We start from the raw sequence: 26,757 nt of genomic DNA on the forward strand, positions 1-26,757 counted from the left end.
TAGAAATTGTAAAATTTATTATGTTTATAAATTATTTAATCGCGCAGAGATTTTCCGGTTAACTCGAGAAAGATACTTTCAAGACTCAAACTTTTTACCTGAAGATTCTCCAGTTGTAAATTTGCATTGGTACACATTTGAATCAGTTTTGGGAGATCGGTATTGACTTGCGAAGTGGATAGCACCATCTGATTTTCCTGGATTAATAATTGGCCATGAAACACTTTGTTGAAGTTTTGGAGGTCTTCCTTTTGAGTATTGCTAAAATTCAGATGAATTTCCTCTTTGATTTTTGATGTTTTTTTAAGTTGATCTAGACTTCCTTCAGCAATAATTCTTCCTTCATCAATAATGCCTATTCTGTCGCAAAGACGCTCGGCTTCCTCCATATAATGAGTGGTGTAAATCATAGTTAAACCTCTTGAGTGCAGTTCTTGAATTACCTCGAAAATTAGGTTTCTGCTTTGTGGATCAATACCGACAGTTGGCTCATCCATAAAAACAATTTTGGGATCGTGCAGAAGAGCTGCGGCAATATTAATTCTTCTTTTCATACCTCCCGAATAGGTTTTTATTTTGTCTTTTTTTCGATCCCACAAGCCTAGAAACTTTAATAGTTCTTCTGTTTTTGAATGCAGTTCTTTGCCCTTTATTCCATATAGTTTTCCCCAAAAGTTCAAGTTTTCAATTGCAGTAAGGTCGTCATATAATGCGATTTCCTGAGGAACAAGGCCAATCATTTTTTTGCATTCTTTGAGGTTTTGGTAGAGTGATTTTTCCTGATAGAGAATTTCTCCGCTGTCGGGTTTCAAAAGTGAGCTTAAAATATTAATTGTTGTGGTTTTTCCTGCTCCATTAGGTCCCAAAAGACCATAGAGTTCTCCTTCTTTTATGGAAAGGGACACATTTGTAAGAGCTATTATATTTTGATAAGATTTACTTAGATTATTCGCAATAAGCATAAATAGAGTTGTTTTTAATTTGTGCAACACTAAAAATACATTTATTTTATGACAAATAAAATACGGATTTTGCAGTGAAATTAGCGAAGTAGTGCAACGTTGCCTTTTTTATTTATTTTTTTTCCATCGAGAAAAGTAACTTCAAGTAGGTAAACGTAAACATCCATACCTTGCAGCTTGCCTTTGAAAGAACCATCCCAACCATTATTAATATTGGAGGATTCGAAAATTTTCTGCCCTAATCGATTGTAAATAATTAAAGTGGCTTCTTTTACATTTTCCCCACGAATAAATAATTTGTCGTTGTGTCCATCTCCATTGGGAGAGAAAGCATTAGGTAAACCAAAGGAAGGATAGTTTTTACGGAAGCTAACTGTTATGGTATCACTTGCAGAACAATTCGAATTGTTGCTTACTTTTACCCAGTACTCACCCTCTTTTTTAACAGTAATGTTTTGAGTAATATCCCCGGTAACCCATTTATAATGGCAGTTTGGAGCACCTGCATTTAAAATAATTTTTTTATTTTCGAAACTTTCTAAGTTTTGTCCTAAATTAACCATAGGAGTAGGTAAGATTGTAATTTTAACACAATCCGATTCGGTATTGCCATTTGAATCGGTTATTTCTAAACAGTAATTGCCTTTTTCTGAAACATGTATTCTCTCGGATGATTTTCCAAGTCCCAGCCAATTGTATCTTAGGGGATACAAAGGATTTCCTTCTAGCAAGGGCTGTAGTTCTATGGAATCCCCCGAGCAGATAGATTGATCTTCGCCCAGGAAAAATTCGAATTTTTGTCCATTTTTATATTCAATGAACAGACTGTCCTTGTTGGAACACGCAAATTCATCCGATACTTCAACGCTATACATACCGCCAGAATCAACCTCAATAATTTGATTGGTTTCTCCTGTATTCCAAAGGAAATTAGCATCTTTATTTCCAGCATCTAAAGAAGTACTTTCTCCTTCCCAAAGAGTTAAATCTTTGCCCAAGTCAACAATGGGATTTGAATGATAAAAAACATTTGTATTTGCTGATTGTGTGAACCCATCAGGATCCGTAACGGTTACCTCATATTCACCAGCTTCGGAGACGATTATTGATGATACTGTTGAGGAATCATTCCATTCATATTTGTAGTTTTGATCGATAGAGAGACTAGGTTTTAAAATTAATTTTTCGTTTCCACACATGTGAATGATTTCTGGCAAATTGATTTCAAACAAGTCCGATTTTAGTTTTGCTGAAAAAAATTTGCTGGAACTGCAGCTGTTTCTCGATGTTACAGTTATGGAATAGTTGCCTGATTGACTTATTTCCAATTCTGAATCCGTAGAACCATCTGACCATAAATAGCTAGCACCTTCTTCATAAGCATCAATAATTGGGTTTTCATCCTCCACAACCAAGTAATCTTCTATGTTTATAATGGGAGATAATTTAGTTTGCACTTCCACATTTCTTGTGACTGTTTGATTGTCATTTAAATCGGTTACTGTTAGCTCGTAAATTCCAGCCTGATCTACAGTAATGTCTTTCGTATTTTCTCCAGTACTCCAAGAATATGAATAATCAGAGACCAAATCAATGCTTGGTTCAAGTGAAATGCTATCTCCTTCGCAAATGGAAATGCTGTCTTCAAAATAAATCTGAAAACTATCTACGGTTTCAACTCCTGCAAAGATTGTGTCGCTATTACAGCCAAATGGGTCTGTCTCAATCAATTTAAAATAGCTGATAACTTCCTCTTCTGACCATTTAATTTTAAAATCTATTTCCTGATTGTTATCTACTATTTTACATTCCGTTTCTAATAGAGTCGCATTCTCGGGAATAGATAGAGAATAGCCGGAATATTTGCCAATTTCTGCAGTATAGGTTTGGGTAGAATTGGTTTTTACCAAGGATGAATAATCACTAATTTCTGGACTTGCCAATGCTAAGATTTGTAGAGTTAAAGATTGGAATTTTTCAGGAATAATAATGGGTGTAAGGTCTTCGATCCAGGCATTTATAAATTTAATAGTGTAATATTGTGAGCTGCCAGAATTATTTTCTAGGTATAGCGATAATTTGTATTCGGAAAGTTCAATGGCATTGCCATCGTTCATAGTGATGGCTGGTCCTTCGTTTATGGAATAACTAGCAAACCAATTTTTATCTTCGGGTCCCTCAAGTAGAAGTTGTATTTCCTGATTGCTTAAGGTTCTACCATTGTTGGCGGAGCAATACATAATGGAATAATCAGGATTAATTTGAAGTGTATCATTTTGGGAAAATACATGGCTCGCGCAACACAGTATAGATAAAACAAAAAGTATTTTAGTAAGTATAAGCTTGTGTTGGCGTTTCATTCGAATCATATTTTCGATGGCTGTTTATTCTGAAAAAAATGTTTTTACTGATTTTAAATCTGTAATCTAAATGATGAATAAAATTTACATTAATCTATGCAAAATAACAATTAATCACTTATAGTCGCATGTTTGTCATGATTTTTACGCTTTTGCTTCTTCTTTTGTTTACTTTTTTATGAATTAAATTTCAGATGTGTAACATCGGTTACAGTTTCCTTTTTTGTAGCTATCTATATTTGTATCAGAAAATCACCTAAAATCTGTTTAAAAGATGGAGAATAAATATTTTAAGACCACTGATAGTTTGCTTGACATTTGTACTCAGTATCCAGAGACAATCAAAATTTTTGTTGCCAATGGGTTCAAGCAATTGGAGGACGAGGCGAAAAGAGCAGTCTTTGGTAAATCTCTTTCCTTAGATTTAGCTTTGAAGATGAAAAAGTTGAATGTGGATACTTTTTCTGCATTACTTGTGGAAGGAATTGATCTGAATAGAAATCAGGTAGATGGTGATTTAAACCAGAATTTCAAAAAACAAAATGCCGATTCTATTCACGTACAGGGTCTATTGCCTTGTCCGGTTCGAATTCCTTTGGTAGAAGGAATTGATGTTTTTATTGAAGAATATGAAAAGGAGCACAAAAACGAGATTGTATACGATCTAAAAGCCGCTTCCATGGGATTGGATTGGTTGATTGATGATGTGATCAATCAGGAGAATACTGATCATTTGGCTGATATCTTTATTTCTGCAGGTTTCGATCTGTTTTTCGATGATAAATTGATGGGGAAATTTAAGAAACAGGGGATTTTTAAAGACAGCACTGGTTTTGACCGTTTGAACAAAGATTTTGATAATGATGAAATTTGCTTGAAAGATCCACAAGGACATTATTCCATGATTGGAGTGGTTCCTGCTGTATTTTTGGTGAACAAAGATGAATTGGGCGATAGGCCTGTTCCAAAAACCTGGGCAGATATTTTTAAGCCAGAATTTAAGCGCAGCGTGAGTTTGCCCATTAGCGATTTCGATTTGTTCAATTCCATGTTGCTTCACATCTATAAAGCTTATGGAGAAGAAGGAGTAAGAGGCTTGGGAACTTGTTTGCTTGAGAGCATGCATCCATCGCAAATGGTGAAATCGCATACCAAAAAAAATCAGAAGCCAGCCATTACTATTATGCCATATTTTTTTACCAAGATGGTGAAGGTAGGTGGACCCATGATTGCTGTTTGGCCCGAAGATGGAGCTATTATTAGTCCCATCTTCATGCTAACAAAGAAAGATAAATTGGAGAAAACTCAGCCGGTAATCGATTTCTTTGCTTCCAAAGGAGTAGGTGAAATTCTTTCGCACCAAGGTTTGTTTCCGAGTATCAATCCTGAAGTAGAGAACAAATTACCCGAAGAAAATAAATTTATGTGGTTGGGCTGGGATTACATCAACAAGAATGACATTGGCGCATTGATTCGCAAATGCGATGGCATCTTTAAAAAAGCTATTCAGGATGAATCTTTTGCAAATTTGGGACCTTTGAATTATACTCCAGAAAATTAACTGCTAGCAATTTTCCTTGTTTTGAGAGGAGATCTTATTAGGATAGCGGGTTGAAATGCAAACCCGAAAATATGAATTAAGAATGTAAAGTATACCAGATATGAACTTAGTTACAGTTTCAGGACCTCCATCATCAGGAAAAACAGCGGTGATATTGAAAACAATCGATTCTTTGCAGAAACGTGGATTGGAAGTGGGGGTTGTAAAATTCGACTGTTTATACACCGATGATGATATTTTGTATGAAAAAGCAGGGGTGAAAGTGAAAAAAGGATTGTCTGGTTCTCTTTGTCCCGATCATTATTTTGTGAGTAATATCGAAGAAGTAACACAATGGGGAATTAAAGAGGGCTTGGATTTGTTGATCACTGAAAGTGCAGGTTTGTGTAATCGTTGTTCTCCTTATGTTAAAAGTATTACAGCGGTTTGCGTAATCGATAATTTGAGTGGAATTAATACACCAAAAAAAATTGGTCCGATGTTGAAATCGGCTGATATTGTGATTATTACCAAGGGAGATATTGTTTCGCAGGCCGAAAGAGAAGTTTTTGCATCACGAGTGAATCAGGTAAATCCTGGTGCCAGCATTATGCACGTGAATGGATTAACCGGACAGGGAGCATATGAGCTAAGTACTTTACTTTATGATGAAAAAACGGAAGTGAAGACTTTGGTCGGGAAAAAACTACGATTCTCAATGCCATCTGCTCTTTGTTCCTATTGCTTGGGCGAAACAAGAATTGGCGAAAGTTATCAGATGGGAAATGTTCGCAAGATTGATATGGAAGATAAAAATGGGAAGAAGTAAGCATTAGTTTGTATACTTTCGCTTATCGGAACTGTCCCTAAAAGGGAAGACTTTGATTCGAATATATAAATGTAAAATTAGGACTTTTACTATTTTAAGGGAAACCCGACAGGAGAATAGGGTTTAATAGTTTTAAATTAACAAGATGGTCACAATTCAAGATATACAAGAAAAAACAATTGCTGATTTGTTTGAGCAATATCCTTTTCTTCCCGGATTTTTCGAAGAAAATACTTTGGAGGTAAACGGACAAATAAATGAGAAGTTAGAAGATTACCTTTCTTTTTTGGATGATGAGGAAGAGCAAGAGAATCGGGCAATTAATAAGGATCAGCTTTTGGAATCTATGAGCGTTTATATTTCGCAGATGTTGGAATTCTTGGGGGAAGATGAGGATGATGGCGTGCACAGTATTAGTATATTGCCAGGAACCAACAAATCGGGAGAAGCAGAACAGTTTGGTGAGTTAAAAATTAGTAAAAGTGAGATTGTTTGTATTGTTGGCCCTACCGGATCGGGAAAAAGCAGATTGCTTGCAGACATTGAATGGGTAGCACAAAAAGATACACCTACTTCGCGAACTATTTTGGTGAATGAAGAAATGGGCGATAAAAAATGGCGGGTGAGTTCTGGGCATAAATTAGTGGCTCAGCTGTCGCAGAATATGAATTTTGTGATGGATCTAACGGTATATGAATTCATCGAATTGCATGCCGAAAGTCGTCTGGTAGAAGATGTAGAAGATGTGATTTTGAAGATTTTTAATCAGGCAAATGAATTGGCGGGAGAAAAATTTGAATTGACAACCCCCATAACCAGCTTGAGTGGCGGTCAGTCGCGAGCTTTAATGATTGCCGATACTGCAATTTTAAGTAAGTCGCCTATTATTTTGATTGATGAGATTGAAAATGCCGGTATCGATCGGAAAAAAGCCCTCGATTTGTTAATAGGGGAAGAAAAAATTGTTTTGATGGCTACTCACGATCCTATTTTGGCACTAATGGGTGATAAGCGAATTGTGATTAAGAACGGTGGTATTCACAAAGTGATTGAAACCAGTGAGGAAGAGAGAAAGCTATTGGTTGATTTGGAACGTATGGATGCAGTGGTTCAGAACATGAGAACCAGATTGCGTCAAGGAGAAATCATTCAGAAGGAAGACATTGGCTTCTAATATTGAATTAGGAATTATTAAGTAAGAATAAAAATAAGATCAGGTTTTGAAATGGGATGAATTCTAAGATCTCCAGTTTTAAACCTAATATAAAAGGAGGATATAATTATGCACGACGGATGCGCAGGAAGTTTCGAAAACGGAAAACAAGTAGTTGATAAAGTAAGAATGATGGGTTTTGCTCAGCAATTAATGCCAATGCCTTTGGATATTGAATGCCATGGTTGCAAGGAAACATTTACTATGGAAGAATTTGAAGGACATTGCCCGAAATGCGACATGGTACACGGAGTAACTCCTTGCCATGCTTTCGATCCGAATAACGTTATGGCTGCGGGGGTAGGATACTAAATCGTTTTGGAGGAAGAGATTGAAAAGGGTACGTGTTTGCGTACCCTTTTTTGCTTGTTATTTTTTATCTTCATTTCGGAACTTTTTTAGAATGTGTTCCATCTGTTTGCCAGCAGCTTCTCGTCCGCCTAAGCCAAAGGAAAGGGCAACAGCAATAGCAATAGCACCTAGTATCAATCCAAAGGCAAGGTTGATAATATCGTTGGCGATACCCATTGATCGAAGTCCAATGGCAAGAAAAAGAATCATGGTTGCAAATTGGGCAATTCCGGCAATTCCTTTAGTTCCTTCCGATTCGGAAAGAGCTTTGTAAACAAGTTTAGCCACAAAATTACCAATGGCCAGAATAACCAATCCAAAGAAAATTTGTCCGGTAAGTGCCATTAATGTGCTTAGAATATCTACTATGGCAGTAAACTCCATAATCTCGAGAGAGGAAATTATTCCGGCAAACATGATAAAGAAAAACACGATGCTACCAATCAATTTAGAAAGGGAGCTGTTTTCTCCTAGAATATTTTGAAAACCCATTTTTTCGGATAGTTTATCGAACCCCAGGTTTTCTAAAAGGCTTTTTAGAATAGGAACTAAAAATTTTGCAACAATATAGAACACTGCCAACACAATAATTCCACCAATTATTTTTGGAATGGCCAGCAAGAAAGTTTGAAGCATTTTTGTTGCTGGGGCCGAAATAACCTCCATTTTCAGTGTATCCAAAGCTACAATCAGTATGGGAATAAATATAAAGAGGAAAAGAATTTGTTTGATGATGTTTACTAAATCAATATCTTGAGTAAAGCCCATTTTTAGGGTCGCTTTTTCGATGGAATTGGCTACCAAACCAATTAGTTCAGAGACGATTTTGGCTATTACATAGCCGGCAAATGCAATGATAATGGCTCCAATCAGGTTGGGAACAAAACTAAGAAAATCGTTAAGCATCATGTTTAAAGGAGCAAGCGCTTCTTTCACTCCCATGATATTTAGAACCAGAAGAACAATGTAAAGCATTACCAGATAGTACACGAGTTTACTGAGCCCGCGTTCCAGTTTTAATTTATTTTCTCCTTCTTTGTTTACCTTTTCATCTAGTTTCATTTTGTGTAGAAGAGAATAAATCGCCCGCTTAATGAGCAATGCGATAAACCAGCCGATTATAAGTACAAGTAGGGCACCCAATACGCCGGGTAGCAGATTCCCCATTTTTTCCATTAAGGGCTCTAGTAAATTTCCAATGTATTCCATAAGATTCTATTTTGGTGTTAATAATTAGTTGAGTTTATAAATCAATAAGTAAATAAGAGAGAGTATTGTTTATCCTAAAACTCACGATGTAAAGTGAACAGGAAAGAAACTAGAGCGCGCTAAAAGGCAAAAGAGAAAGAATAGGTCTGAAATAAACATGAATTAAACCTATTCTTTTAAAGTAAGTTACGGAATATAATTCTTCATGTCAATAGGTAGTCGATAAGTGTTTTAATTGGATATATGTTGTCTTTTGTTATCGAAATAGCTATTGCTAATGAGCTCCTATGGCTACATTCTATGATTTTTGATTGGATTTTAGGTTCTAGGTATTCGAGATAGGAAGGCTTATTTTTTACAAAGCTTTTCGAGTTCGTTTTCTCAATTTAGCAATTTTGTCAGTGTAGTAAATTTTCAGCTCATCAACAAATAGAAGAGGATTGGTGTATTCGGTGAGCACTTTGTAGCAGTGTTTGTTTTTGGCAATAAGGAGTAGCTTGCTTACTCGCTCTTTTTCTTTTCTCAGATAAGCATCTGTTAAGCCCGAAATAGGAGCAACTATATTTTTGCAGGACACATTATTCATAGCATTGCCGCTGATAATGTGGCGATGAAATAATTGTAATTCCAATAAATTTCCCGATTGATAAATATCTATTAGTTTGCTGCATAATTCGGTCGAAAGATCAATTTTTTCTTCTTCCAATGAAAATTTGTCGGGATGTATTTGCAGCATGGCTTCGCGATACAAGCGTTTGATTTCTTTTTTCTCTTCAGGACTTTGAGTCGTCTTTGGTTTGGATATAAGAGGTTTAATTCCAACAGGTTCTTTGTAGTTTTTTCCGCGTTGTTTTTGTTCTTTTCGTTTTGCTTTTTTTGCTTGTTGTAACTTTTTGTAAAGTATACTAAGCTCTTGCATTTCAATTATTTCCTTGATCAAATGCGAACGAATTAAGGCTTCAAAAGCATTTGTTTTTTGCTTAATCAGCTCCAATTCCTTTTGCAGGGATTCTATTTCTGCTTTTAAATTACCTCCTATGTGCTTGTCCACCTTAAAGTTGTGGGCTGGTTTTTCTGTCATAACTGAAAAATACTTCTCCACAAAGTTCGTCATTTTTTAGAGCAAAAGAAACTCGTTTTGTGGGTTGATTGCTCCGTTGGGTTTTAAAAATATTTTTCGATGCTAGATGCATAGTATGAATGGAAGCTTTTGGGAGTGGGCATACTGGATTGATTTGCATTTAAATTTTTATCTTCAAGCTCACAAAAAGTAAGATCAGTAGAAATGGATAAGGAAAAGATCATAGAACAAAGCATAGAATTTGTAAAGAAAACACTTGCCAATGCCGAAGGCGGGCACGATTGGTTTCATATTTATAGGGTGTGGAAATCGGCCAAACATTTGGCTATAAGCGAAGATGTAGACCTGTTTGTGGTAGAGTTAGGTGCTTTGTTTCACGATATTGCTGACTCTAAATTTCACAATGGCGATGAGGAAGTAGGACCACGCTTGGCTCAAGAATTTTTATCTTCACTAGCTGTGGATGGGGAAACAATCCAGCATGTTGTGAACATTATCAGGAACATTTCTTTTAAAGGAGGAAAGGAAGAACAGAAATTTAAATCTCCAGAGCTGGATGTGGTGCAGGATGCCGATCGTATGGATGCTATTGGAGCCATTGGTATTGCTCGAACCTTTAATTATGGAGGACATAAAAATAGAGCCATTTATGATCCTAGCATTCCTGCTGATTTAAATATGAGCAAAGAGGAATACAAAAACAGTACGGCTCCAACCATCAATCATTTCTACGAAAAATTACTCTTGCTAAAAGATCGGATGAATACTGAAGCAGGAAAAGCCATGGCCGAAAAGCGCCATGCATTTATGCTTCTTTACCTTGCGGAATTTTATGAGGAATGGGAGGGAAAGTAGGTAATGGTTTCAATAAGTTTTATTTTATCAGTAACTATTTGTTGTAATTGTATCAACAATTCAGTGCAAGCGAAGAATTGGAATGACTAGAATCTGCATTTCTGAAAAAATGAATGTAATTTTGCAACTTTAGTAAAGAAAATAACCATTGAACTAATATCCACCGATAAATTGAAAGTAAGCTATGGTAAAGAAAATTTTACTGTTGGGTTCGGGAGAACTGGGAAAAGAATTTGTTATTGCGGCTCAGCGTTTGGGACAAAATATAGTTGCCGTTGACAGTTACGAGGGAGCGCCTGCCATGCAGGTAGCCGATGCATTCGAGGTGATTAATATGCTGGATGGTGAGGCTCTTGATATAATTGTTGCAAAGCATCAGCCAGATATAATTGTGCCGGAAATAGAGGCCATTCGTACCGAGCGTTTTTACGATTACGAGAAGCAAGGTATTCAGGTAGTTCCAAGTGCAAAGGCAGCGAATTTCACCATGGATCGAAGAGCTATTCGCGATTTGGCGGCTAAAGATTTGGGCATTCGAACTGCAAAATATTTGTATGCGGGCTCTTTGGAGGAGATGTATTCAGTGGTTGAGGAAGTGGGAATGCCATGTGTAGTGAAACCTTTAATGTCTTCATCGGGGAAAGGTCAGTCGGTAATTAAATGTCAGGATGATATTGCAAAGGCATGGGACATTGCCGGATCGAAAGGTCGTGGCGATTCTGGAGATGTAATTGTTGAAGCCTTTGTGAAATTTACTTCGGAAATTACTTTGCTTACAGTGACACAAAAAAATGGGCCGACTTTATTTTGTCCTGCAATTGGTCATGTTCAGGAGCGTGGCGATTACCAACAAAGCTGGCAGCCAGCCGTAGTTTCTGATGCTGATATTAAAGTTGCTCAGGATATGGCAGCAAAGGTAACAGCTTCTTTAACCGGAGCCGGATTATGGGGAGTTGAGTTCTTTATTTGTGAAGATGGAGTTGTGTTTTCAGAATTATCTCCTCGTCCGCACGATACAGGAATGGTTACCCTTGCAGGAACGCAGAACTTTAGTGAGTTTGAGTTGCATTGTCGTGCCGTGTTAGGCTTACCAATTTCTGAAATTACCTTGGAAAGAGTAGGAGCAAGTGCTGTTATTCTTGCCAATCACGAAGGAACAAATCCTTACTTTGTAGGTCTTGAAAAAGCTGCAGCATATCCAAAATCAGATTTGCGTTTGTTTGGGAAACCTACCAGTCGCGAGTATCGAAGAATGGGCGTTACTTTAGCATACAATACAGTTGGTACAAATGTTTTTAATTGTGTTGATCAGGCCAAAGAAATGGCTGCTCAGGTTACGGTAAAAAATAAATAAGTGCTTTTTTAAAGATATACAAAAGGATGCCTGAGTGATTGGGCATCCTTTTATTTTACCAGCTGCGGGGTACAGGAATTTAATTTTGTACCAACAGCTAACAGTTATTTTTTATCGAACACATACCAGTAGGAAGTTCCCACAAACAAAGCTCCTCCTACAATATTGCCAAGAGTTGCTGGAATAAGATTTTTTACAATAAAATCCATCCATGTAATATCTGATCCATGAAAGATAGCAACAGGAATAAAGAACATATTGGCTACACAGTGTTCAAATCCCATGGCAACAAAGGCCATAACAGGAAACCAAATTCCTAAAATTTTACCTGCAATATCTTTGGCGGCATAGGCCAGCCACATGGCTAAGGCAACCATCCAGTTACACGCAACACCTTTCAAAAAGGTTTTGTAGAATGGATTAGAGGTTTTTGCAATGGCGATGTTAATGGCAGAATCCACCGAAGGAGAATTTAGTAATGTTCCAGTAAGGTAAACCAGAAAGTAAGCAACGATTATTGATCCGATAAAATTTCCGATGTAAACAATTCCCCAATTTTTTAAGGGTACTTTTATCGACATGCGTTTCGAAAGAAGGGAAGGAATAAAGTAGGCAGTATTTCCTGTGAATAGTTCTGCACCTGCAACGGCACAAAGAATTAAACCCAAAGGAAAAACAGCACCAAAAAAGAATTTTTGTAAGCCCGGGTTGGAAGCCGCTAAACCGGGCATTGCACCACCTACTACCAGGGCCAATAAACTTCCCATTGCAATATATCCACCAGCAAGCAGCGCTAAAACGAATACTTTTTTTGGAGCGGTCTTTGCTTTTGTCTCTGCAGTATGGTTTACTATTGCAACGGTTTCTTTTGGAGAATTGAATCCTTGTTGACTTACAGCAATCGGTTCTTTATTCTCAACATCAATAGTATCGGTTGGTTTTCGAAATAACATTTCTATTCAGGTAATAATGAGCAACTATCAATTAGTAATTTCTAATTATAAATTGTTAATTAATTTATGATGACTTCTTTGAAATACTGAGAGAAAATTTCTTTGGCAGTCTCTAATTGTTCAAGCGTATTTTCAGGAACACCTTCTAGTTTGTATTCCATTTTTAGATGTTCGTATTTGTGAACTCCTAATGTGTGATAGGGTTGAATCTCTAATTTCTCAATGTTCCCGTATTCCTGAAAGTGTTTGCCCATTTCGTGCAGGAAGTCCGGTTGATCGGAATAGCCAGGAACTAAAACGTAACGCATCCATACTTTTATATTTTTCTCGCGAAGGTGTTCAGCGAACTTTAATGTTGTATCGTTACGTTTACCGGTAATTTTTTTATGCCAATCGGGGTTGATGTGCTTGATATCAAGAAGAACCAAATCGGTATGTTCCAGTAATTCTTTTACATCATTCGAAAGAACATTCCCATTGCTATCGATGCAGGTGTTAAAACCTTCCTCTTTCAGTTGCTTAAAAAGTATTTTGAGTTCGCCAGCTTGCCAAAGGGGTTCTCCACCCGAAATGGTAATGCCACCAATTTTACCAAAGAATGGACGTTGGTTACGAGCTTTACGCATGATCTCGCCAAGAGGTGTTGGTGTACCGCCTTTAAAACTTATGGTGTCTGGATTTGCACAGTATAAACATTTAAATGCGCAACCTTGCAAAAATACTACCAGACGAATGCCTGGTCCATCGTAAGTTCCTAATGATTCGAAAGAATGAACGTTTAACATACTTGTGTACTAAATAGGTGAAATCAGATTAAGTGAATGAGTAGTAAAAAAATAGGTCGCTGGCCTTACATCAGCGACCTTATTCTTAATTACTCATTGATAATTAAAAAGAATTGTCTGTTCTTTTCTACATTTTCTCGAAGAAACTACGAGAGATTACCTCTAGTTGTTGCTCACGAGTTAAACGAACAAAGTTTACTGCATATCCCGATACACGGATAGTAAGCTGTGGGTATTCCTCAGGATGCTCCATTGCATCTTCTAACATGGCACGATCCAGAACATTAACATTTAGGTGGTGAGCTCCTTTTGTAAAGTAAGCATCCATCATGGTAACCAAATTTTCCTGACGGGTTTCTGCAGTTGCCCCTAATGATTTAGGAACAATTGAGAAAGTGTTAGAGATACCATCCAAAGAATCTTCGTAGTTAATTTTAGCTACAGAATTCAGAGAAGCTATTGCACCATTCTTATCACGTCCGTGCATTGGATTAGCTCCAGGAGCGAAAGGTACACCAGCAGCTCTGCCATCAGGAGTCGCACCAGTTTTCAGACCATAAACAACATTAGATGTAATGGTTAGAATAGACATGGTTGGTTCAGCATTCTTATAGGTATGAAGCTCTTTTAATAAAGCATTAAACATGGCTGGAATTTCAACAGCAAAACAATCTACTGCATCATCATCATTTCCATAGAATGGAAAATCACCTTCGATTTTGAAATCACAAGTTAAGCCATCTTCATTACGAATAGCAATTACTTTATCAGCATTTTTGATTGCAGATAATGAATCGGCAACAATAGAAAGACCGGCGATACCGTAAGCAAGGTTGACAGCAGGATTTGTATCTACCAAGGCCATTTGAGATTTTTCGTAGTAATACTTATCGTGCATGTAGTGGATGATGTTCATAGAATCGTTGTAAACACGAGCCATCTCTCTCATCGCAATTTTATAGTTTGCCATTACCTCGTCGAAGTTTAGCACATCGCTGGTTAAAGCTGGAATTCCTTTGATCAATTGAGTTCCTGTTTTTTCACAATGTCCGCCATTTAATGCTAAAAGAAGCGTTTTAGCCAAGTTACAACGTGCACCAAAGAACTGAATTTGTTTTCCAATTTCCTGGTACGAAACACAACAAGCAATACCGTAATCATCCGATTTACGAGTATCTGTCATTAACTGATCGTTTTCGTACTGTATAGAAGAAGTATCGATAGAAACCTGAGCACAGAATTTTTTGAACCCTTCAGGCAAAGTATCCGACCAAAGAACAGTCATGTTTGGCTCAGGAGAAGCTCCAAGAGTGTATAATGTATTTAGGAAACGGAAAGAAGTTTTTGTAACCTTAGTTCTTTCGTCAAGGGTGTTACCACCAATAGATTCAGTTACCCAAGTGGGATCCCCAGCAAAAATCTCATCGTAAGCATTCATACGCAAGTGACGAACCATACGCAATTTCATTATGAATTGATCCAACATTTCTTGTGCAAATTCCTCTGTGATAATTCCTGCCTCTAAATCTCTGTTGATATATGCATCAAGGAAGGTAGAAACGTTACCCAATGACATTGCAGCTCCATCTTGCTCTTTTACTGCAGCAAGGTATCCCATATAAACCCACTGGATAGCTTCCTGTGCTGTTTCAGCCGGACGATTCAACTCTAAATCGTATTTATTTCCCAACTTTATAATTTGAGTTAAAGCTTTGATTTGCTCTGAGACTTCTTCGCGAAGACGAATTAAGTGATCAGTCATGCTTCCTGTTAAACCCGATAAATCTTCTTTTTTAGCTTCAATCAAACGATCGATGCCGTATAAGGCAACACGACGGTAATCGCCAATAATTCTACCACGAGCGTAGTTGTCTGGTAATCCGGTAAGGAAACCTAAGGAGCGGAACTTGCGAATTTCTGCTGTGTAGGCATCAAAAACACCATCGTTATGAGTTTTTGCATAGTTATGGAAAATATCTTTAACACGATCCGATACCTCAAGACCTTGCTCGGTACATGCTTTTTCTACAACAGCAATGCCACCATAAGGTTTCATTGCTCGGCGAAGTAATTCATCAGCTTGTAAACCAACAATTAACTCTAATGACTTGTCGATATATCCAGCTCCGTGAGACGCAATTGTTGATACTGTTTCGGTGTCAATAGAGCGGATTCCATTGTTTGCACGTTCTTCTTTAACTGCTTCTTTGCAGATATCCCACAGTTTTTTTGTGCGTTCTGTTGCTTCTGTTAAAAATGAAGCATCTCCTGTATAAGAAGTTAAATTGTTACTAACGAAATTTCTTACGTTAATTGTTTTTTGCCATTCACCGGCTTTAAATTGCTTTCTTTTCATTCTTGTACTGAATTTGACTATGCTTGAATGGAACAAACTATTTGACGGAATTTGTTCGCCTTATATTTTGATCTGTTAAGAGTTTTTAGATATTTTTTTTTTGACTAAAATAAAAAGACAAAAAACTCTTTTTTTATTGAAAGTGCAAAGAAACGTTTTTCTATTTTTACTCACAATACCTACTAATAGTGATTGATAGAGATGCCTATCAGAAAATGATGGAAAGTTCTAGGTTTAATAAAGCTTTGGTGAAAGTCTGAAATGTGTTAAAAAACATGTAATTTAGAATGGATATGCTAAAAGCTCTTAATTGATGTAAGATGGAAACAATTTAGAAAATGGGATGTGGGGAAAAGGGCTGCAAGTTTGTAATTGTTTATCTTTGTAAATAAAATTTTATTTGAGATGGGAAAGGAAAGCGAAGATACTAAGGTGATTAACTACGATGGTAATGAATACAAATGTTCTTTGGCTTTTGCGCTTCGCTTGATTGGAGATAAATATAAGTCGTTGATATTGTTCCATCTAAAGGATGGAGGAATGCGTTCGGGAGAATTACAAAAGTCAATTGAGGGACTTTCCAATCGTATGTTTACTTTTTCTATTAGAGCTCTGGAAAAAGATGGCTTGGTTAAACGTGAAGTTTATCCTGAGGTGCCACCAAAGGTTGTTTATGAGCTAAGTCCTTTAGCAAAAACAATTATCCCCATCATCCTTGAGTTGGATAAATGGGGACAAAGTTTTGCTAAAGAGAATCACTTATATGCTCCTGGAGAGTAGTGAAGCTCGTAGGAGTGAGAATATATTTCAAAAACATTTCCAAATGGATCTTCAACGTAACACATTCTGTACGGTTTTTCTCCTGGATAATATTCTCTGATTGGCATGCGTTGTTTGCCACCATGTTCTACAATTTTTGCCACCAATCCTTCTACATCAGGATCCTGAATTGAGAAGTGGAACAATCCGGATTTGAAAGGTTCAAATCGTGGTTTGTTTTCTTTGCTTTCTTTGAATTCAAACAATTCAATTCCTATTCGATCTCCAGTAGAAAGGTGGGCAATGCGAAAAGTTCCCCATCCTTCGCCAAATACATCAATACACATTTTCCCAATTGCGGTTTCATTTTCTTCTACAATCTCGGTAGGTGGCATAATGATATAAAAACCCATTACTTCGGTGTAAAATTCAACTGCTTTGTCCAAATCTGGAACAGTAATTCCAATATGTGAAAAGGCTTTTGGGTACTCTTTTGTTTCTGATTTCATGTCCTTATTTTTTGCATTAACAACAAATGATACTAGCAGTAAGCTTGCTGTTAAAAGTGAAAAAAATGTTTTGTTATATTTCATATTCTAATTGTTATTACGGTACAAGAATAGTTGAATTATAACTCTCAATCAATACCTTACATACGTGAAACTAGAGAACATAGATGTGTTAATTGCTGAGAGATAGATTGTTTTGGCTTTGTTAATTATTTGTTAAAATTTTTAGTGCAAAAAAACGGCCAATTGTGTGTATTGACCGTTTGTATTTGATATCGATTTTTGTTCTCAGAGGATGTTATCGAATAAAGTTGGTATAGGTTTTTTTCTCTAATTCCGGAGCTTCTACTTTTCCTTTGCCATTTTCTATTAATTGCATAAGGTAAGCCATGTTTTTACCTAAAACTCTCATGATTTGAACTCCTTCTTCATCCTGTAAAACGTCACCAGGTGTGGTTCCATGAATTACGTTCCAATAATTCGAACTTGGAATCATCATTTCGGAGTAGTTCAAATAATTATTTAATTCGTTAAAGGTGGGTAAGCCTCCCGAACGACGAACGGCTACTACCGAAGCGCCAACTTTGTGGTGAAACAAGTTTCCGTTTGCACCACTTACATAAAATGCACGATCGAGAAATGATTTCATGCTTGCACTTAAAGAAGCGTAATGAACAGGAGAACCAAGCAAAATACCATCGGCCTCTTTCATCTTCTGAATCCAAAGGTTGACATCGTCATTTTTGATGATGCATTTTTCGTCTTTATTTTTGGCACACATCCCACAAGCGGTGCAGGCTTTTACATTCTTATTGCCAACACTTATAATTTCTGTTTCAATTCCTTTTTCTTCCAATTGTTCACAAACTAATTTTAGTGCGTGATAGGTATTCCCTTCTTTTTTAGGACTTCCGTTAAATGCGACTACTTTCATTTTTCTTGATTTTGTTGTTTTAAATTTAGATGAATATCAATTGTTTTTAGACATCAGCATACAAAGATAAATAGGAATTATTTACAATGTTTTACTAAAATAATGATGGAATCATCCAAAATAGTTCTTTTTGAACTTATTTAATAAGTAATTACCATATTGTTATTTTTTTAGTAAACTAATTCGATTTACTTGTGAACCTTCTGATTGAATTCCTCGTGCATATTTTACTGCAGGCTTTCCAAATATCATTACATAACCTATGGTATGATTTTCAGGGATTCCGATCAGCTTTCGCAAGCTCGGGTCTATGTCGTTAATGGCCCATTTAATCATCCCATTCCAAAGGGTTCCTATGCCATGGGTGGTGGCCAAAAGCTCGAAGTAGGATAGGGTAATCAAGCAATCAGCTTCGGGAGATGATCCTTTTGAAGGCGCTGAGGCAATGAGCAAGTGTGGTGCATCTCTAAAAATGATGTCTTTGCCATTTTTAGCCCATATTCTCTGCATTACAGATAGAAGGTTGTATTTTTTTGCAAGGCTTCCGTTTTCTTTAGCCGTTAAAATAGCTTCGTATACTTTTTCTCTGAAAAGAGAAAGATCAGAAGAATTATCGATTACAGAAAGCAAAACGGCATTTTCGTTATGTCCTGTGGGAGCATAAAATGCGGTATCCAAGAGTTCCTGAATCAATGTTTTATCCAAATTTTCCTTTTTGTATTTTCGTATGGATCGTCTTGTTTTTATTAATCTACTGATAGCTTCGGGGGATGGCATTTCTGCTTTTGTAGAGACACTATTTTCGGGTTTTTTGCCTAATATTGAAAGTGCTGTAGTCGGACAAATGGCCAAGCAATGCTGGCATTTTAGGCAGTTTTTTTCCTTTTCTTCCCGAATTATCGGTTTTGGATTCATTTCTATAATTCCTACTGGACAATCTGATGCACACAGGCCGCATTCAATGCATTTCTCTTCTTCTATCTTAAAATCTAACATCTCTTTCTCTTGAATAAGCTTGTTTTAAATCGCAAAGATATAGTTTCTGCGGAATTTATCGAGAGAAAGCATAATTGTCAGAGCCTGATTTTAATTGCTGGTATGTTCGCACTATCAATTTTCTAAGTTTCGAGGATAGTTTGTATTTAATGGATTTAGTTTAAGCAATTTCAAAGCCATTGTAGGTTTCAAACTTCCAGATTTCAACGATATTTTTAATGGGAAATTCGTAAGGTTTGTAGTTGCGGTTCGAGGAGACCAAAAGAAGCGTTTGGTTTTTTACCAATTGTTTGTACACCACTTTAAATACAATGCCATCATCCTGAGTTACAACTATGCAGGGCGTTCCATCTTTTATCAGTTCCCAGTTCTGAATAAAGGAAGCCGTTACCCAAGCTCCTTCGGGAATAGGAAGCATCGAATCTCCTTTAATTTGAAAGCTGCGGTAGGTTTTATCTTTCGGCAAAAAAGGCAGCGAGAATTTGGGCAGCGAGCCAATAAATTCCAAATCTCCATAGCTGTTGGTGTAGCCAGCCTGAGCTTTTAAGGGAACCATTTCAATATTTTCTTCTCCCTTGCGATCGACAGAAATCGTGAGCAGGCGTAATTTTTTCCCTGTTACATCAATATCGAATCCATCTTCTATCTGCGAAAGCTGAAATTCTGAGAGTTCCTGTAGGTTATACCTGATCAATGCATCGATAGATACAGCAAAGTACTCGGCGAATTTAATCAAGACCCGAAATGGAGGCTGAACACTTTTTTCATATCCTGCCAAAGTGGTTCTTGTAATGCCCAGTTGCTCTGATAAATCGGCTTGGGATTTCTTCCTGCGCTGACGAAGGAATTTGATATTTTTTGCAAAAAACATAGCTTCTTTTTTTCAAAGATAGGAATAATAGACTAGATTATAGACGAAATATTGACGAAAATATCGACATGGAATGAGAAGAACGATAGTGCATATGGATTTGGATACTTTTTTTGTGTCTTGTGAACGGTTGTTGGACAGTCGCTTGAATAATAGGCCAGTGCTAATTGGTGGAGCATCCGATCGAGGTGTTGTGGCAGCCTGTAGTTACGAGGCGCGCGTGTATGGTATTCATTCTGCCATGCCAATGAAAATGGCTCGGCTATTGTGTCCAGATGCCGTTGTGATTAGAGGGGATAGCGGAACCTACAGCAAGTTTTCGAATATGGTAACCGAAATTGTAAAGGAACGTTCGCCTATTTTCGAAAAATCATCCATCGATGAGTTTTACATTGACATTAGCGGAATGGATCGTTTTGTACAGACTAGTTATTTGTGGTCGAAAGAATTGCGGGAAACTATTTTGAAGGAAACGCATTTGCCCATTTCATTCGGATTGTCTACGAGCAAAACAGTCTCGAAAGTAGGAACGGGTGAAGCCAAACCTAATAATTGCATCGAAATTCCCGAGGGAAAGGAAATGCCTTTTCTGGCACCACTTTCCATCAAGAAAATTCCCATGGTAGGCGACAAAACTTATCATAAGCTGCGAAGCATGGGCGTAGAGAAAATTCAAACCGTTCAGGAAATGCCCATGGAACTAATGGAGGGAGTGTTGGGAAAAAATGGAGGCGTAATTTGGAAGAAAGCGCAGGGAATTGACAATACTCCGGTTGTTGGTTGGAGCGAAAGAAAATCCATCTCAAGTGAGCGGACTTTTGAGAAAGATACCACCGATGTGGCAAAATTGCGCAGTTTACTGGTGGCGATGGCTGAAAATTTATCTTATCAGCTGCGAAAAGAAAATAAACTAACGGCTTGTGTGTCGCTGAAAGTTCGCTATTCCGATTTTCAAACCTATACCAAACAGAAGCGAATTCCTTACACATCTTTAGATCATACGCTAATTGCAGTGGTGCTCGACTTGTTCGACAAGGTGTACGAGCGCCGAGTGCTGATACGATTGATTGGTGTCCGTTTTAGCAATCTGGTGGGTGGAACCTATCAAATTCGCCTTTTCGAAGACTCCGAAAAACTAATCAAGTTGTATCAGGCCATGGATTATGTGCGTAATCGTTATGGACAAAATGCAGTGAAACGTGCCATTGCCATGGGATCGAAAAATATTGGAGGCATGAATCCTTTTAACGGACAAGCACCAATTATTCCAGCACACCGAAGACAAAACAATTGGTAATTAAAAATGAAGAATTGTCAATTAAGAGGTGTGAAGTTAGTGTTGATGAATTTTCCTTTTTGGGGTAAGGGTTAGCCTACTTTTTACTTTTCAGGCTCTCACTTCTTTTGTTTTCGATTGTCGAAATTAATTTTTAATTGTTTACAGAATATGTTGTTGAATTGCCACAGCTACTACAGCTTTAAATACGGAACACTTTCCACCGAAGAGCTTTTACAAGAAGTTGTTTTGGGAGGCTTCACGACTATTGCCTTAGCGGATATCAATAATACTGCGGCAAGTCTCGATTTTGTGCGTCGATGCGAGGAATTTGGTATTCGACCTGTGGTGGGCGTTGATTTTCGAAATGGAGTAAAACAAGAATATATTGCCATTGCTAAAAATACAGATGGATTTTGCGAGATCAATGAGTTTTTAACAGCACATTTGCATGAAAAAAAAGCGTTTGAGGCAAAAGCACCTAATTTTAAACAGGCTTATGTTGTTTATCCTTTCTCTTCGCAAGTTTGCGATTTAAAGGAGTATGAATACTTAGGGGTGAGTCCTCAGGACTTGACTCGTTTGCCATTTACTGCATGGAAAAATAATCAGGAGAAGTTGGTGGTTTTGCAAACTGCGAGCTTTCGGAACAAGCGCGATTACAACATTCATCGCTTACTACGTGCCATCGATAAAAATAGCTTGCTAAGCAAACTCGAAAAACACGAGCAGGCCAATTTTGAGGATAGATACCGAATCAGAAGTGAACTTTTAGAGATTTACAAGGAATATCCGAAGATTATAGAGAATACAGAAAAGCTTTTAGCTACTTGTAGCATGGAATTTGAATTTGGCAGCAATAAAAATAAAAAGCGTTTTACGAGTTCCGAGGAAGAGGATTTTGCCTTACTAAAACAAGAGGCTTTTGCCGGATTAACTTATCGCTACAAGCAAGTAACCGATGAGGTTTTAGATCGCTTGAACAAAGAGTTGAAAGTAATTCGAGAATTGAATTTTTGTTCCTATTTTCTGATCAATTGGGATTTGGTAAAATATGCCATGAGCATGGGATATTACCACGTAGGACGAGGAAGTGGCGCTAATAGTTTGGTGGCTTATCTTTTGAGAATAACCAATGTCGATCCGGTTGATCTAGATCTTTACTTTGAGCGTTTTATTAATCCTTTTCGCAGTTCTCCTCCCGATTTTGATATCGATTTTTCCTGGACCGACCGTAATGATGTGACTCGCTATCTGTTTGATAAATATGGTTGGGATCGTGTGGCTTTGCTGGGGACTTTTATCACTTTTAATCATAAATCTGCCTTTCGCGAAATAGGTAAAGTGTTTGGTTTGCCTGATGAGGAAATTACTCGCTTGCAAAAAAATCCCAATCCCAATCAGGCCGATGAGTATGGAAAATGGGTGATTCGTTACAGTCAGTATATCGCTGGTTTTCCAAGTCATGGCAGCATCCATTCCAGTGGGATTTTAATATCCGATAAGCCCATAAGCAACTATTCAGCGACAGAGCTTTTGCCCAAAGGTTTTCCATCTACTCAGTTCGATATGTACATTGCCGAAGATTTGGGCTTGCACAAGTTCGATATTCTGAGTCAGCGTGGTTTGGGAAAAATTAAGGATACGCTTGCCATTATCAAGCAAAATCATGGCATCGATATCGACATTCACAACACAAAATTGTTTATGGAAGACGTGCGGGTAAAGCGCATGCTGAAGAAGGGAGAAGCCATTGGTTGTTTTTATGTGGAATCGCCGGCTATGCGCATGTTACTGACCAAACTAAAAGCCGAAGATTACAAGCGATTGGTGGCGGCTAGTTCCATTATCCGACCCGGAGTCGCACAAAGTGGAATGATGCGGGAATACATCATCCGTTTTCAGGATGAAAGCAAAAGAGAGCAGGCTCGGCGTGAAATTCCTGCTTTGTATCAAATTCTGGAGGAAACCTATGGCGTGATGGTTTATCAGGAAGATGTGATTAAGGTAGCACATTATTTTGCTGGTTTATCGCTCGATGAGGCCGATATTTTGCGTCGGGGAATGTCCTGGAAATTTAAACAGCGCAACGAATTTAGTAAGGTAAAGGACAAGTTTTTTTTCAATTGCAAGCAAAAAGGTTATGCTAATGCTATTGTGCAGGATATTTGGCGACAGATAGAGAGTTTTGCCAATTATGCTTTTGCCAAAGGTCACTCTGCCAGCTATGCGGTAGAAAGTTTTCAGGCTTTGTACTTAAAAGCCTACTATCCTTTGGAATACATGGTGGCTACTCTGAACAATGGTGGTGGCTTTTATTCGCCGCAACTCTATCTGCACGATGCGCTTATGCACGGAGCTGTGGTGGAAGCTCCTTGTGTGAATGGTAGTTTTTGGGTGAATATTATTGATAAAAAAAGCATTTGGTTGGGCTTTTATCTTCTGCGCGATTTGGAGCAGGGAACAGGCAAAGGTCTGATTCGTGAGCGAAGGGAAAATGGAGCTTTTAGCAGTTTGAGGGATTTCATCAAGCGATTTCCTATTAGTTTGGAACAGTTGATTATTTTAATTCGAGTAGGAGCTTTCCGTTTTACAGGGAAAGGTAAAAAAGAATTGCTTTGGGATGCGCATTATTTAATGGGGTATAGTAAAAAGACCCAACCTGAAAAAACATTGTTTCAAACTGAAGTAAAGGAATTTAAATTGCCTGAATTGTGGAAACATCATTTAGAGGACGCTTTTGATGAGATTGAGCTTTTGGGTTTATCCATACGCTCGCCTTTCGAATTGGTGAAAGATGAATTGCCTTCAGATTTAAAAGCTTGCCATTTGCCTAGGCTCATTAATCGATACGTTCGTATTGTGGCTTATCTGATTCATCGAAAACCAACAAAAACAAATAATGGTAAAATCATGTATTTTGGAACCTGGATCGATCTGGATGGTCATTGGGTGGATACTGTTCATTTTCCACCTGTAGCCAAAGAATATCCCTTTCGGGGACCTGGTTGCTATTGCATAGAAGGAAAAGTTACTGAAGAATACGGATTTGTAAGCATTGAAGTGAATAAACTAGAGCGAATGTCGAATGTAAGCCTCGAGGATATGACTGAATAATTAGGAGCTAAGAATTAATAATGATGAATTTACGAAACTCTATAAGTGGTTTTTATTTTTGACTGCAGTGTTAAACCATTTGACTTTTCTAAACTTTTTGACTTTTTCGGATCAACTCCTTATTAATCGCTTTGACCAACGCAGGTCCTTCGTAAATAAAGCCTGTGTAAATCTGAATCAAGGAAGCGCCTGCCTCTAATTTTTCTAAAGCATCTTCCTTACTCAGGATTCCGCCTACACCAATAATTGGAATTTTTCCTGCCGATTTTTCGTGTATGTAACGAATTACTTGCGTGGACTTTTCTCGCAATGGCTGTCCACTTAGGCCTCCGTCTCCCACTTGTTCAACTTTGCTTTTCGGATAGCTTAGTCCTCTTCGGGAGATGGTGGTGTTGGTGGCAACAATACCATCAATTTTAGTTGTCTGCACAATTTCGATGATATCATCTAGTTGAGAATGGTTTACGTCGGGGGCAATTTTTAAAAGAACAGGCTTTGTTTTTTCTTTGCTTCTGTTCAAATCCATAATCTCATTCAGAAGTTTTTGCAGTGGCTTTTTTCCTTGCAATTCACGAAGATTAGGAGTGTTGGGAGAACTTACATTCACCACAAAATAATCTACATAAGGATACAAAGCATCAAAACATTTGATGTAATCATCAGTAGCTTGTTCGTTGGGTGTATTTTTGTTCTTGCCAATGTTTCCTCCAATAATAATATTGCTTTTTTTCTTTCGCAAGCGTTTCACAGCATCTTCAACTCCGTGGTTGTTAAATCCCATACGATTCAATAAAGCTTTATCATTAACAAAACGGAATAATCGTGGTTTTGGGTTTCCTGGTTGAGCTTTTGGGGTTAGTGTGCCAATTTCGATAAAGCCAAAGCCCATGTTTCCCAGGAAATCAAATGCTTCGGCATCTTTATCTAAGCCAGCGGCTAAACCTACCGGATTCGGAAATTTTAGTCCAAAAAGCTCTCTTTCTAAGGATGCATCTTTCAGGCTAAACTGAGCCGAAACAAGAGACCGAATAAGGCCGATATTCTGAAACAAACGGAAGCAGGTAAAGGTAAAGTGATGAATGCGTTCCGGAGAAAATTGAAGAAGAATGGGCCGAATGGCAAATTTGTATAAACTCATTGCTTTAAATTTTATACAAAGATAGAAGGATTTTTAAAAGTAAAAGAGTGTTTTATCTTTATTTGTGCAGCTTTTTACGTAGTGTTTTTGTGCTTATTATAAGTGAAAGTTTATTTGTAGGTGTGTTTTCTCAATGCTTGTAAAAAAATGCTGTTGTAAATAGTTGTGAAAGGGGATCCATTGTCAATATAAGTTTTCATGTGGTAATTATTTTGTTAGTTTCGTATTTGCTTTTAAGAAATTCATACAAAAGAATTGACTACCTGAGAAAGTAAGGCTATTTAGTTTGATATTAGCTCGTGAATTTGGAATAAACATATTAATGAATTTTACTATTTTTGAGAATAGATATGTTGAAACAGGCAGAAAGCTGCTGCAGGATAACAAACAAAAAGGAGGCGAGTGGAGTTTTGGTGAAATAGGATACTTCCGCTTGTAGAATAAAAAGTAAAACTATGCTTGACTTAAAAGAGATAAATTTGAATCGTTTTCAGTTGCATGTACTGCTTAACGAAGAGGAGGCAGAAGCTTACCGATACATTGTGCAGGAAGGAACCTACTGTGTGCATTGTAAAGATGTTTGTGTGGAAGGTGTTGATGTGAAGGAAAACATTCTAAATGGAACGAATGATATTCTGATTCGAGGGAATTGCATAAAATGCAAAGGGAATGTGAGCCGATTTATTGAATATGGCGAATTTGAAGATTTTGTGGAGCGAGCCAATTCTTTTCGCAAGGCAATTGGAGAGTAGGTGAAAATAGAGAATGTAAAATAGATGAACCTAAAGGACAGAGAAGCTTTTAGTTTTTTTGTGATTTAGATTTTAGTAGGGATAATAGGCAGATATTCCGATTGAACATTGCTCATAGATCGGAACATATTGGTTCTGATCCGCGAATCATCTCCTGCGATACGTTCAATCATCTTACTTGTCTCTTTGCGTTTAGTGACATCTTCGTGTGGACAAGATTTTTTTTCTGGTACAAACTTTCTAATTCTACTATATTCCTGCATATCAGAATTTTTCAATAAAATTAATGGGCGAATTAGAATAATCTTGCCTTGAAACATACTTAACTTGGCTGGCATACTGCAAATAGCCCCTTGATGCATCATGTTCATTAGAAGAGTTTCAATGGCATCATCCATATGATGTCCCAAAGCAAGCTTATTGCATTTAAATTCATCAGTCATTTTAAATAAGCTAGTCCGTCTATGCCACGAACATCTGAAACAAGCTGGCTTTTTGCCCGGTCTTTCAAAATCAACATTTATATCTCGATAAATCAGTTCCACATCCAAGCGTTC

23 protein-coding genes are annotated in these 26,757 nt (G+C 37.4%); 10 read left to right on the forward strand and 13 right to left on the reverse strand.

What is annotated here, in order from left to right:
* Window positions 1-35 precede the first annotated feature (35 nt).
* Complete coding sequence (locus tag ABYT26_RS10645) at window positions 36-962, reverse strand: ABC transporter ATP-binding protein (protein WP_372753665.1); 927 nt, start codon at window positions 960-962, stop codon at window positions 36-38.
* 80 nt (window positions 963-1,042) lie between these two features.
* Window positions 1,043-3,202 (reverse strand): gliding motility-associated C-terminal domain-containing protein, encoded by a 2,160-nt coding sequence (locus ABYT26_RS10650; RefSeq protein WP_372753667.1) that lies wholly within the window; start codon window positions 3,200-3,202, stop codon window positions 1,043-1,045.
* Window positions 3,203-3,596: 394 nt separating this feature from the next.
* Between ABYT26_RS10650 and ABYT26_RS10655 the strand changes: the two genes are divergently transcribed.
* The 4 genes from ABYT26_RS10655 (at window position 3,597) to ABYT26_RS10670 (ending at window position 7,216) form a co-directional block, all read left to right on the forward strand.
* On the forward strand, window positions 3,597-4,883 hold the full coding sequence (locus tag ABYT26_RS10655; RefSeq protein ID WP_372753669.1) for an ABC transporter substrate-binding protein: 1,287 nt from the start codon (window positions 3,597-3,599) through the stop codon (window positions 4,881-4,883).
* A 100-nt stretch (window positions 4,884-4,983) separates the two neighbouring features.
* Window positions 4,984-5,691: a GTP-binding protein gene (locus ABYT26_RS10660; RefSeq protein WP_372753671.1), complete on the forward strand. Its 708-nt coding sequence runs from the start codon at window positions 4,984-4,986 to the stop codon at window positions 5,689-5,691.
* A 145-nt stretch (window positions 5,692-5,836) separates the two neighbouring features.
* Window positions 5,837-6,865, forward strand: coding sequence for an ATP-binding cassette domain-containing protein (locus tag ABYT26_RS10665; RefSeq protein WP_372753673.1), 1,029 nt, complete (start codon window positions 5,837-5,839; stop codon window positions 6,863-6,865).
* Window positions 6,866-6,973: 108 nt separating this feature from the next.
* Window positions 6,974-7,216, forward strand: a complete 243-nt coding sequence (locus tag ABYT26_RS10670) for a hypothetical protein (RefSeq protein ID WP_372753675.1) — start codon at window positions 6,974-6,976, stop codon at window positions 7,214-7,216.
* A gap of 57 nt (window positions 7,217-7,273) precedes the next feature.
* Here ABYT26_RS10670 and ABYT26_RS10675 read toward each other — a convergent pair whose 3' ends face one another.
* A complete protein-coding gene (locus ABYT26_RS10675; RefSeq protein WP_372753677.1) occupies window positions 7,274-8,464 on the reverse strand; it encodes a mechanosensitive ion channel in 1,191 nt (396 codons plus the stop codon).
* A 355-nt stretch (window positions 8,465-8,819) separates the two neighbouring features.
* Window positions 8,820-9,578, reverse strand: coding sequence for a hypothetical protein (locus ABYT26_RS10680; protein ID WP_372753679.1), 759 nt, complete (start codon window positions 9,576-9,578; stop codon window positions 8,820-8,822).
* Window positions 9,579-9,749: 171 nt separating this feature from the next.
* Between ABYT26_RS10680 and ABYT26_RS10685 the strand changes: the two genes are divergently transcribed.
* Window positions 9,750-10,400, forward strand: a complete 651-nt coding sequence (locus ABYT26_RS10685) for an HD domain-containing protein (RefSeq protein WP_372753681.1) — start codon at window positions 9,750-9,752, stop codon at window positions 10,398-10,400.
* Window positions 10,401-10,584: 184 nt separating this feature from the next.
* The gene (gene purT, locus ABYT26_RS10690) at window positions 10,585-11,754 is read left to right on the forward strand and encodes a formate-dependent phosphoribosylglycinamide formyltransferase (RefSeq protein ID WP_372753683.1); all 1,170 of its coding nucleotides are present in this window, start codon (window positions 10,585-10,587) and stop codon (window positions 11,752-11,754) included.
* A gap of 104 nt (window positions 11,755-11,858) precedes the next feature.
* Here the strand turns inward: purT and ABYT26_RS10695 are convergent, their stop codons facing one another.
* The 3 genes from ABYT26_RS10695 to pflB all read right to left on the reverse strand — a co-directional run bounded on the left by ABYT26_RS10695 (window position 11,859) and on the right by pflB (window position 15,848).
* Entirely contained in the window at window positions 11,859-12,707 is an 849-nt protein-coding gene (locus tag ABYT26_RS10695; protein ID WP_372753685.1) for a formate/nitrite transporter family protein, read from the reverse strand.
* Window positions 12,708-12,766: 59 nt separating this feature from the next.
* Complete coding sequence (gene pflA, locus ABYT26_RS10700) at window positions 12,767-13,492, reverse strand: pyruvate formate-lyase-activating protein (RefSeq protein ID WP_372753687.1); 726 nt, start codon at window positions 13,490-13,492, stop codon at window positions 12,767-12,769.
* 127 nt (window positions 13,493-13,619) lie between these two features.
* The gene (pflB, locus tag ABYT26_RS10705) at window positions 13,620-15,848 is read right to left on the reverse strand and encodes a formate C-acetyltransferase (RefSeq protein ID WP_372753689.1); all 2,229 of its coding nucleotides are present in this window, start codon (window positions 15,846-15,848) and stop codon (window positions 13,620-13,622) included.
* Window positions 15,849-16,253: 405 nt separating this feature from the next.
* Here pflB and ABYT26_RS10710 point away from each other — a divergent pair, with 405 nt between their 5' ends.
* Window positions 16,254-16,628, forward strand: a complete 375-nt coding sequence (locus ABYT26_RS10710; RefSeq protein ID WP_372753691.1) for a winged helix-turn-helix transcriptional regulator — start codon at window positions 16,254-16,256, stop codon at window positions 16,626-16,628.
* Here the strand turns inward: ABYT26_RS10710 and ABYT26_RS10715 are convergent.
* The 4 genes from ABYT26_RS10715 to ABYT26_RS10730 form a co-directional block, all read right to left on the reverse strand.
* Window positions 16,604-17,116 carry a lactoylglutathione lyase family protein gene (locus ABYT26_RS10715; RefSeq protein WP_372753693.1) on the reverse strand — a complete coding sequence of 171 codons (513 nt, stop codon included), beginning with the start codon at window positions 17,114-17,116 and terminating at the stop codon, window positions 16,604-16,606. The genes ABYT26_RS10710 and ABYT26_RS10715 overlap by 25 nt on opposite strands.
* Before the next feature lie 298 nt (window positions 17,117-17,414).
* Window positions 17,415-18,050, reverse strand: coding sequence for a flavodoxin family protein (locus ABYT26_RS10720; protein WP_372753695.1), 636 nt, complete (start codon window positions 18,048-18,050; stop codon window positions 17,415-17,417).
* A 162-nt stretch (window positions 18,051-18,212) separates the two neighbouring features.
* Entirely contained in the window at window positions 18,213-19,046 is an 834-nt protein-coding gene (locus tag ABYT26_RS10725) for a nitroreductase family protein (protein ID WP_372753696.1), read from the reverse strand.
* A gap of 160 nt (window positions 19,047-19,206) precedes the next feature.
* Window positions 19,207-19,917, reverse strand: coding sequence for an XRE family transcriptional regulator (locus ABYT26_RS10730; protein ID WP_372753698.1), 711 nt, complete (start codon window positions 19,915-19,917; stop codon window positions 19,207-19,209).
* 73 nt (window positions 19,918-19,990) lie between these two features.
* Here ABYT26_RS10730 and dinB point away from each other — a divergent pair, with 73 nt between their 5' ends.
* On the forward strand, window positions 19,991-21,214 hold the full coding sequence (gene dinB / locus ABYT26_RS10735; RefSeq protein ID WP_372753700.1) for a DNA polymerase IV: 1,224 nt from the start codon (window positions 19,991-19,993) through the stop codon (window positions 21,212-21,214).
* 150 nt (window positions 21,215-21,364) lie between these two features.
* Window positions 21,365-24,310, forward strand: coding sequence for a DNA polymerase III subunit alpha (locus ABYT26_RS10740; RefSeq protein WP_372753702.1), 2,946 nt, complete (start codon window positions 21,365-21,367; stop codon window positions 24,308-24,310).
* Between the two features lie 88 nt (window positions 24,311-24,398).
* Here the strand turns inward: ABYT26_RS10740 and ABYT26_RS10745 are convergent, their stop codons facing one another.
* On the reverse strand, window positions 24,399-25,448 hold the full coding sequence (locus ABYT26_RS10745; protein WP_372753704.1) for a quinone-dependent dihydroorotate dehydrogenase: 1,050 nt from the start codon (window positions 25,446-25,448) through the stop codon (window positions 24,399-24,401).
* Window positions 25,449-25,903: 455 nt separating this feature from the next.
* Here ABYT26_RS10745 and ABYT26_RS10750 point away from each other — a divergent pair, with 455 nt between their 5' ends.
* Window positions 25,904-26,200 carry a hypothetical protein gene (locus tag ABYT26_RS10750; protein WP_372753706.1) on the forward strand — a complete coding sequence of 99 codons (297 nt, stop codon included), beginning with the start codon at window positions 25,904-25,906 and terminating at the stop codon, window positions 26,198-26,200.
* Between the two features lie 65 nt (window positions 26,201-26,265).
* Here the strand turns inward: ABYT26_RS10750 and ABYT26_RS10755 are convergent.
* The coding region (locus tag ABYT26_RS10755; RefSeq protein WP_372753708.1) for an ATP-binding protein at window positions 26,266-26,757 on the reverse strand (492 nt) is incomplete at its 5' end.

Origin of the sequence: Labilibaculum sp., from assembly GCF_041595635.1 — a bacterium.
In the GTDB taxonomy this organism is placed as follows: domain Bacteria; phylum Bacteroidota; class Bacteroidia; order Bacteroidales; family Marinifilaceae; genus Labilibaculum.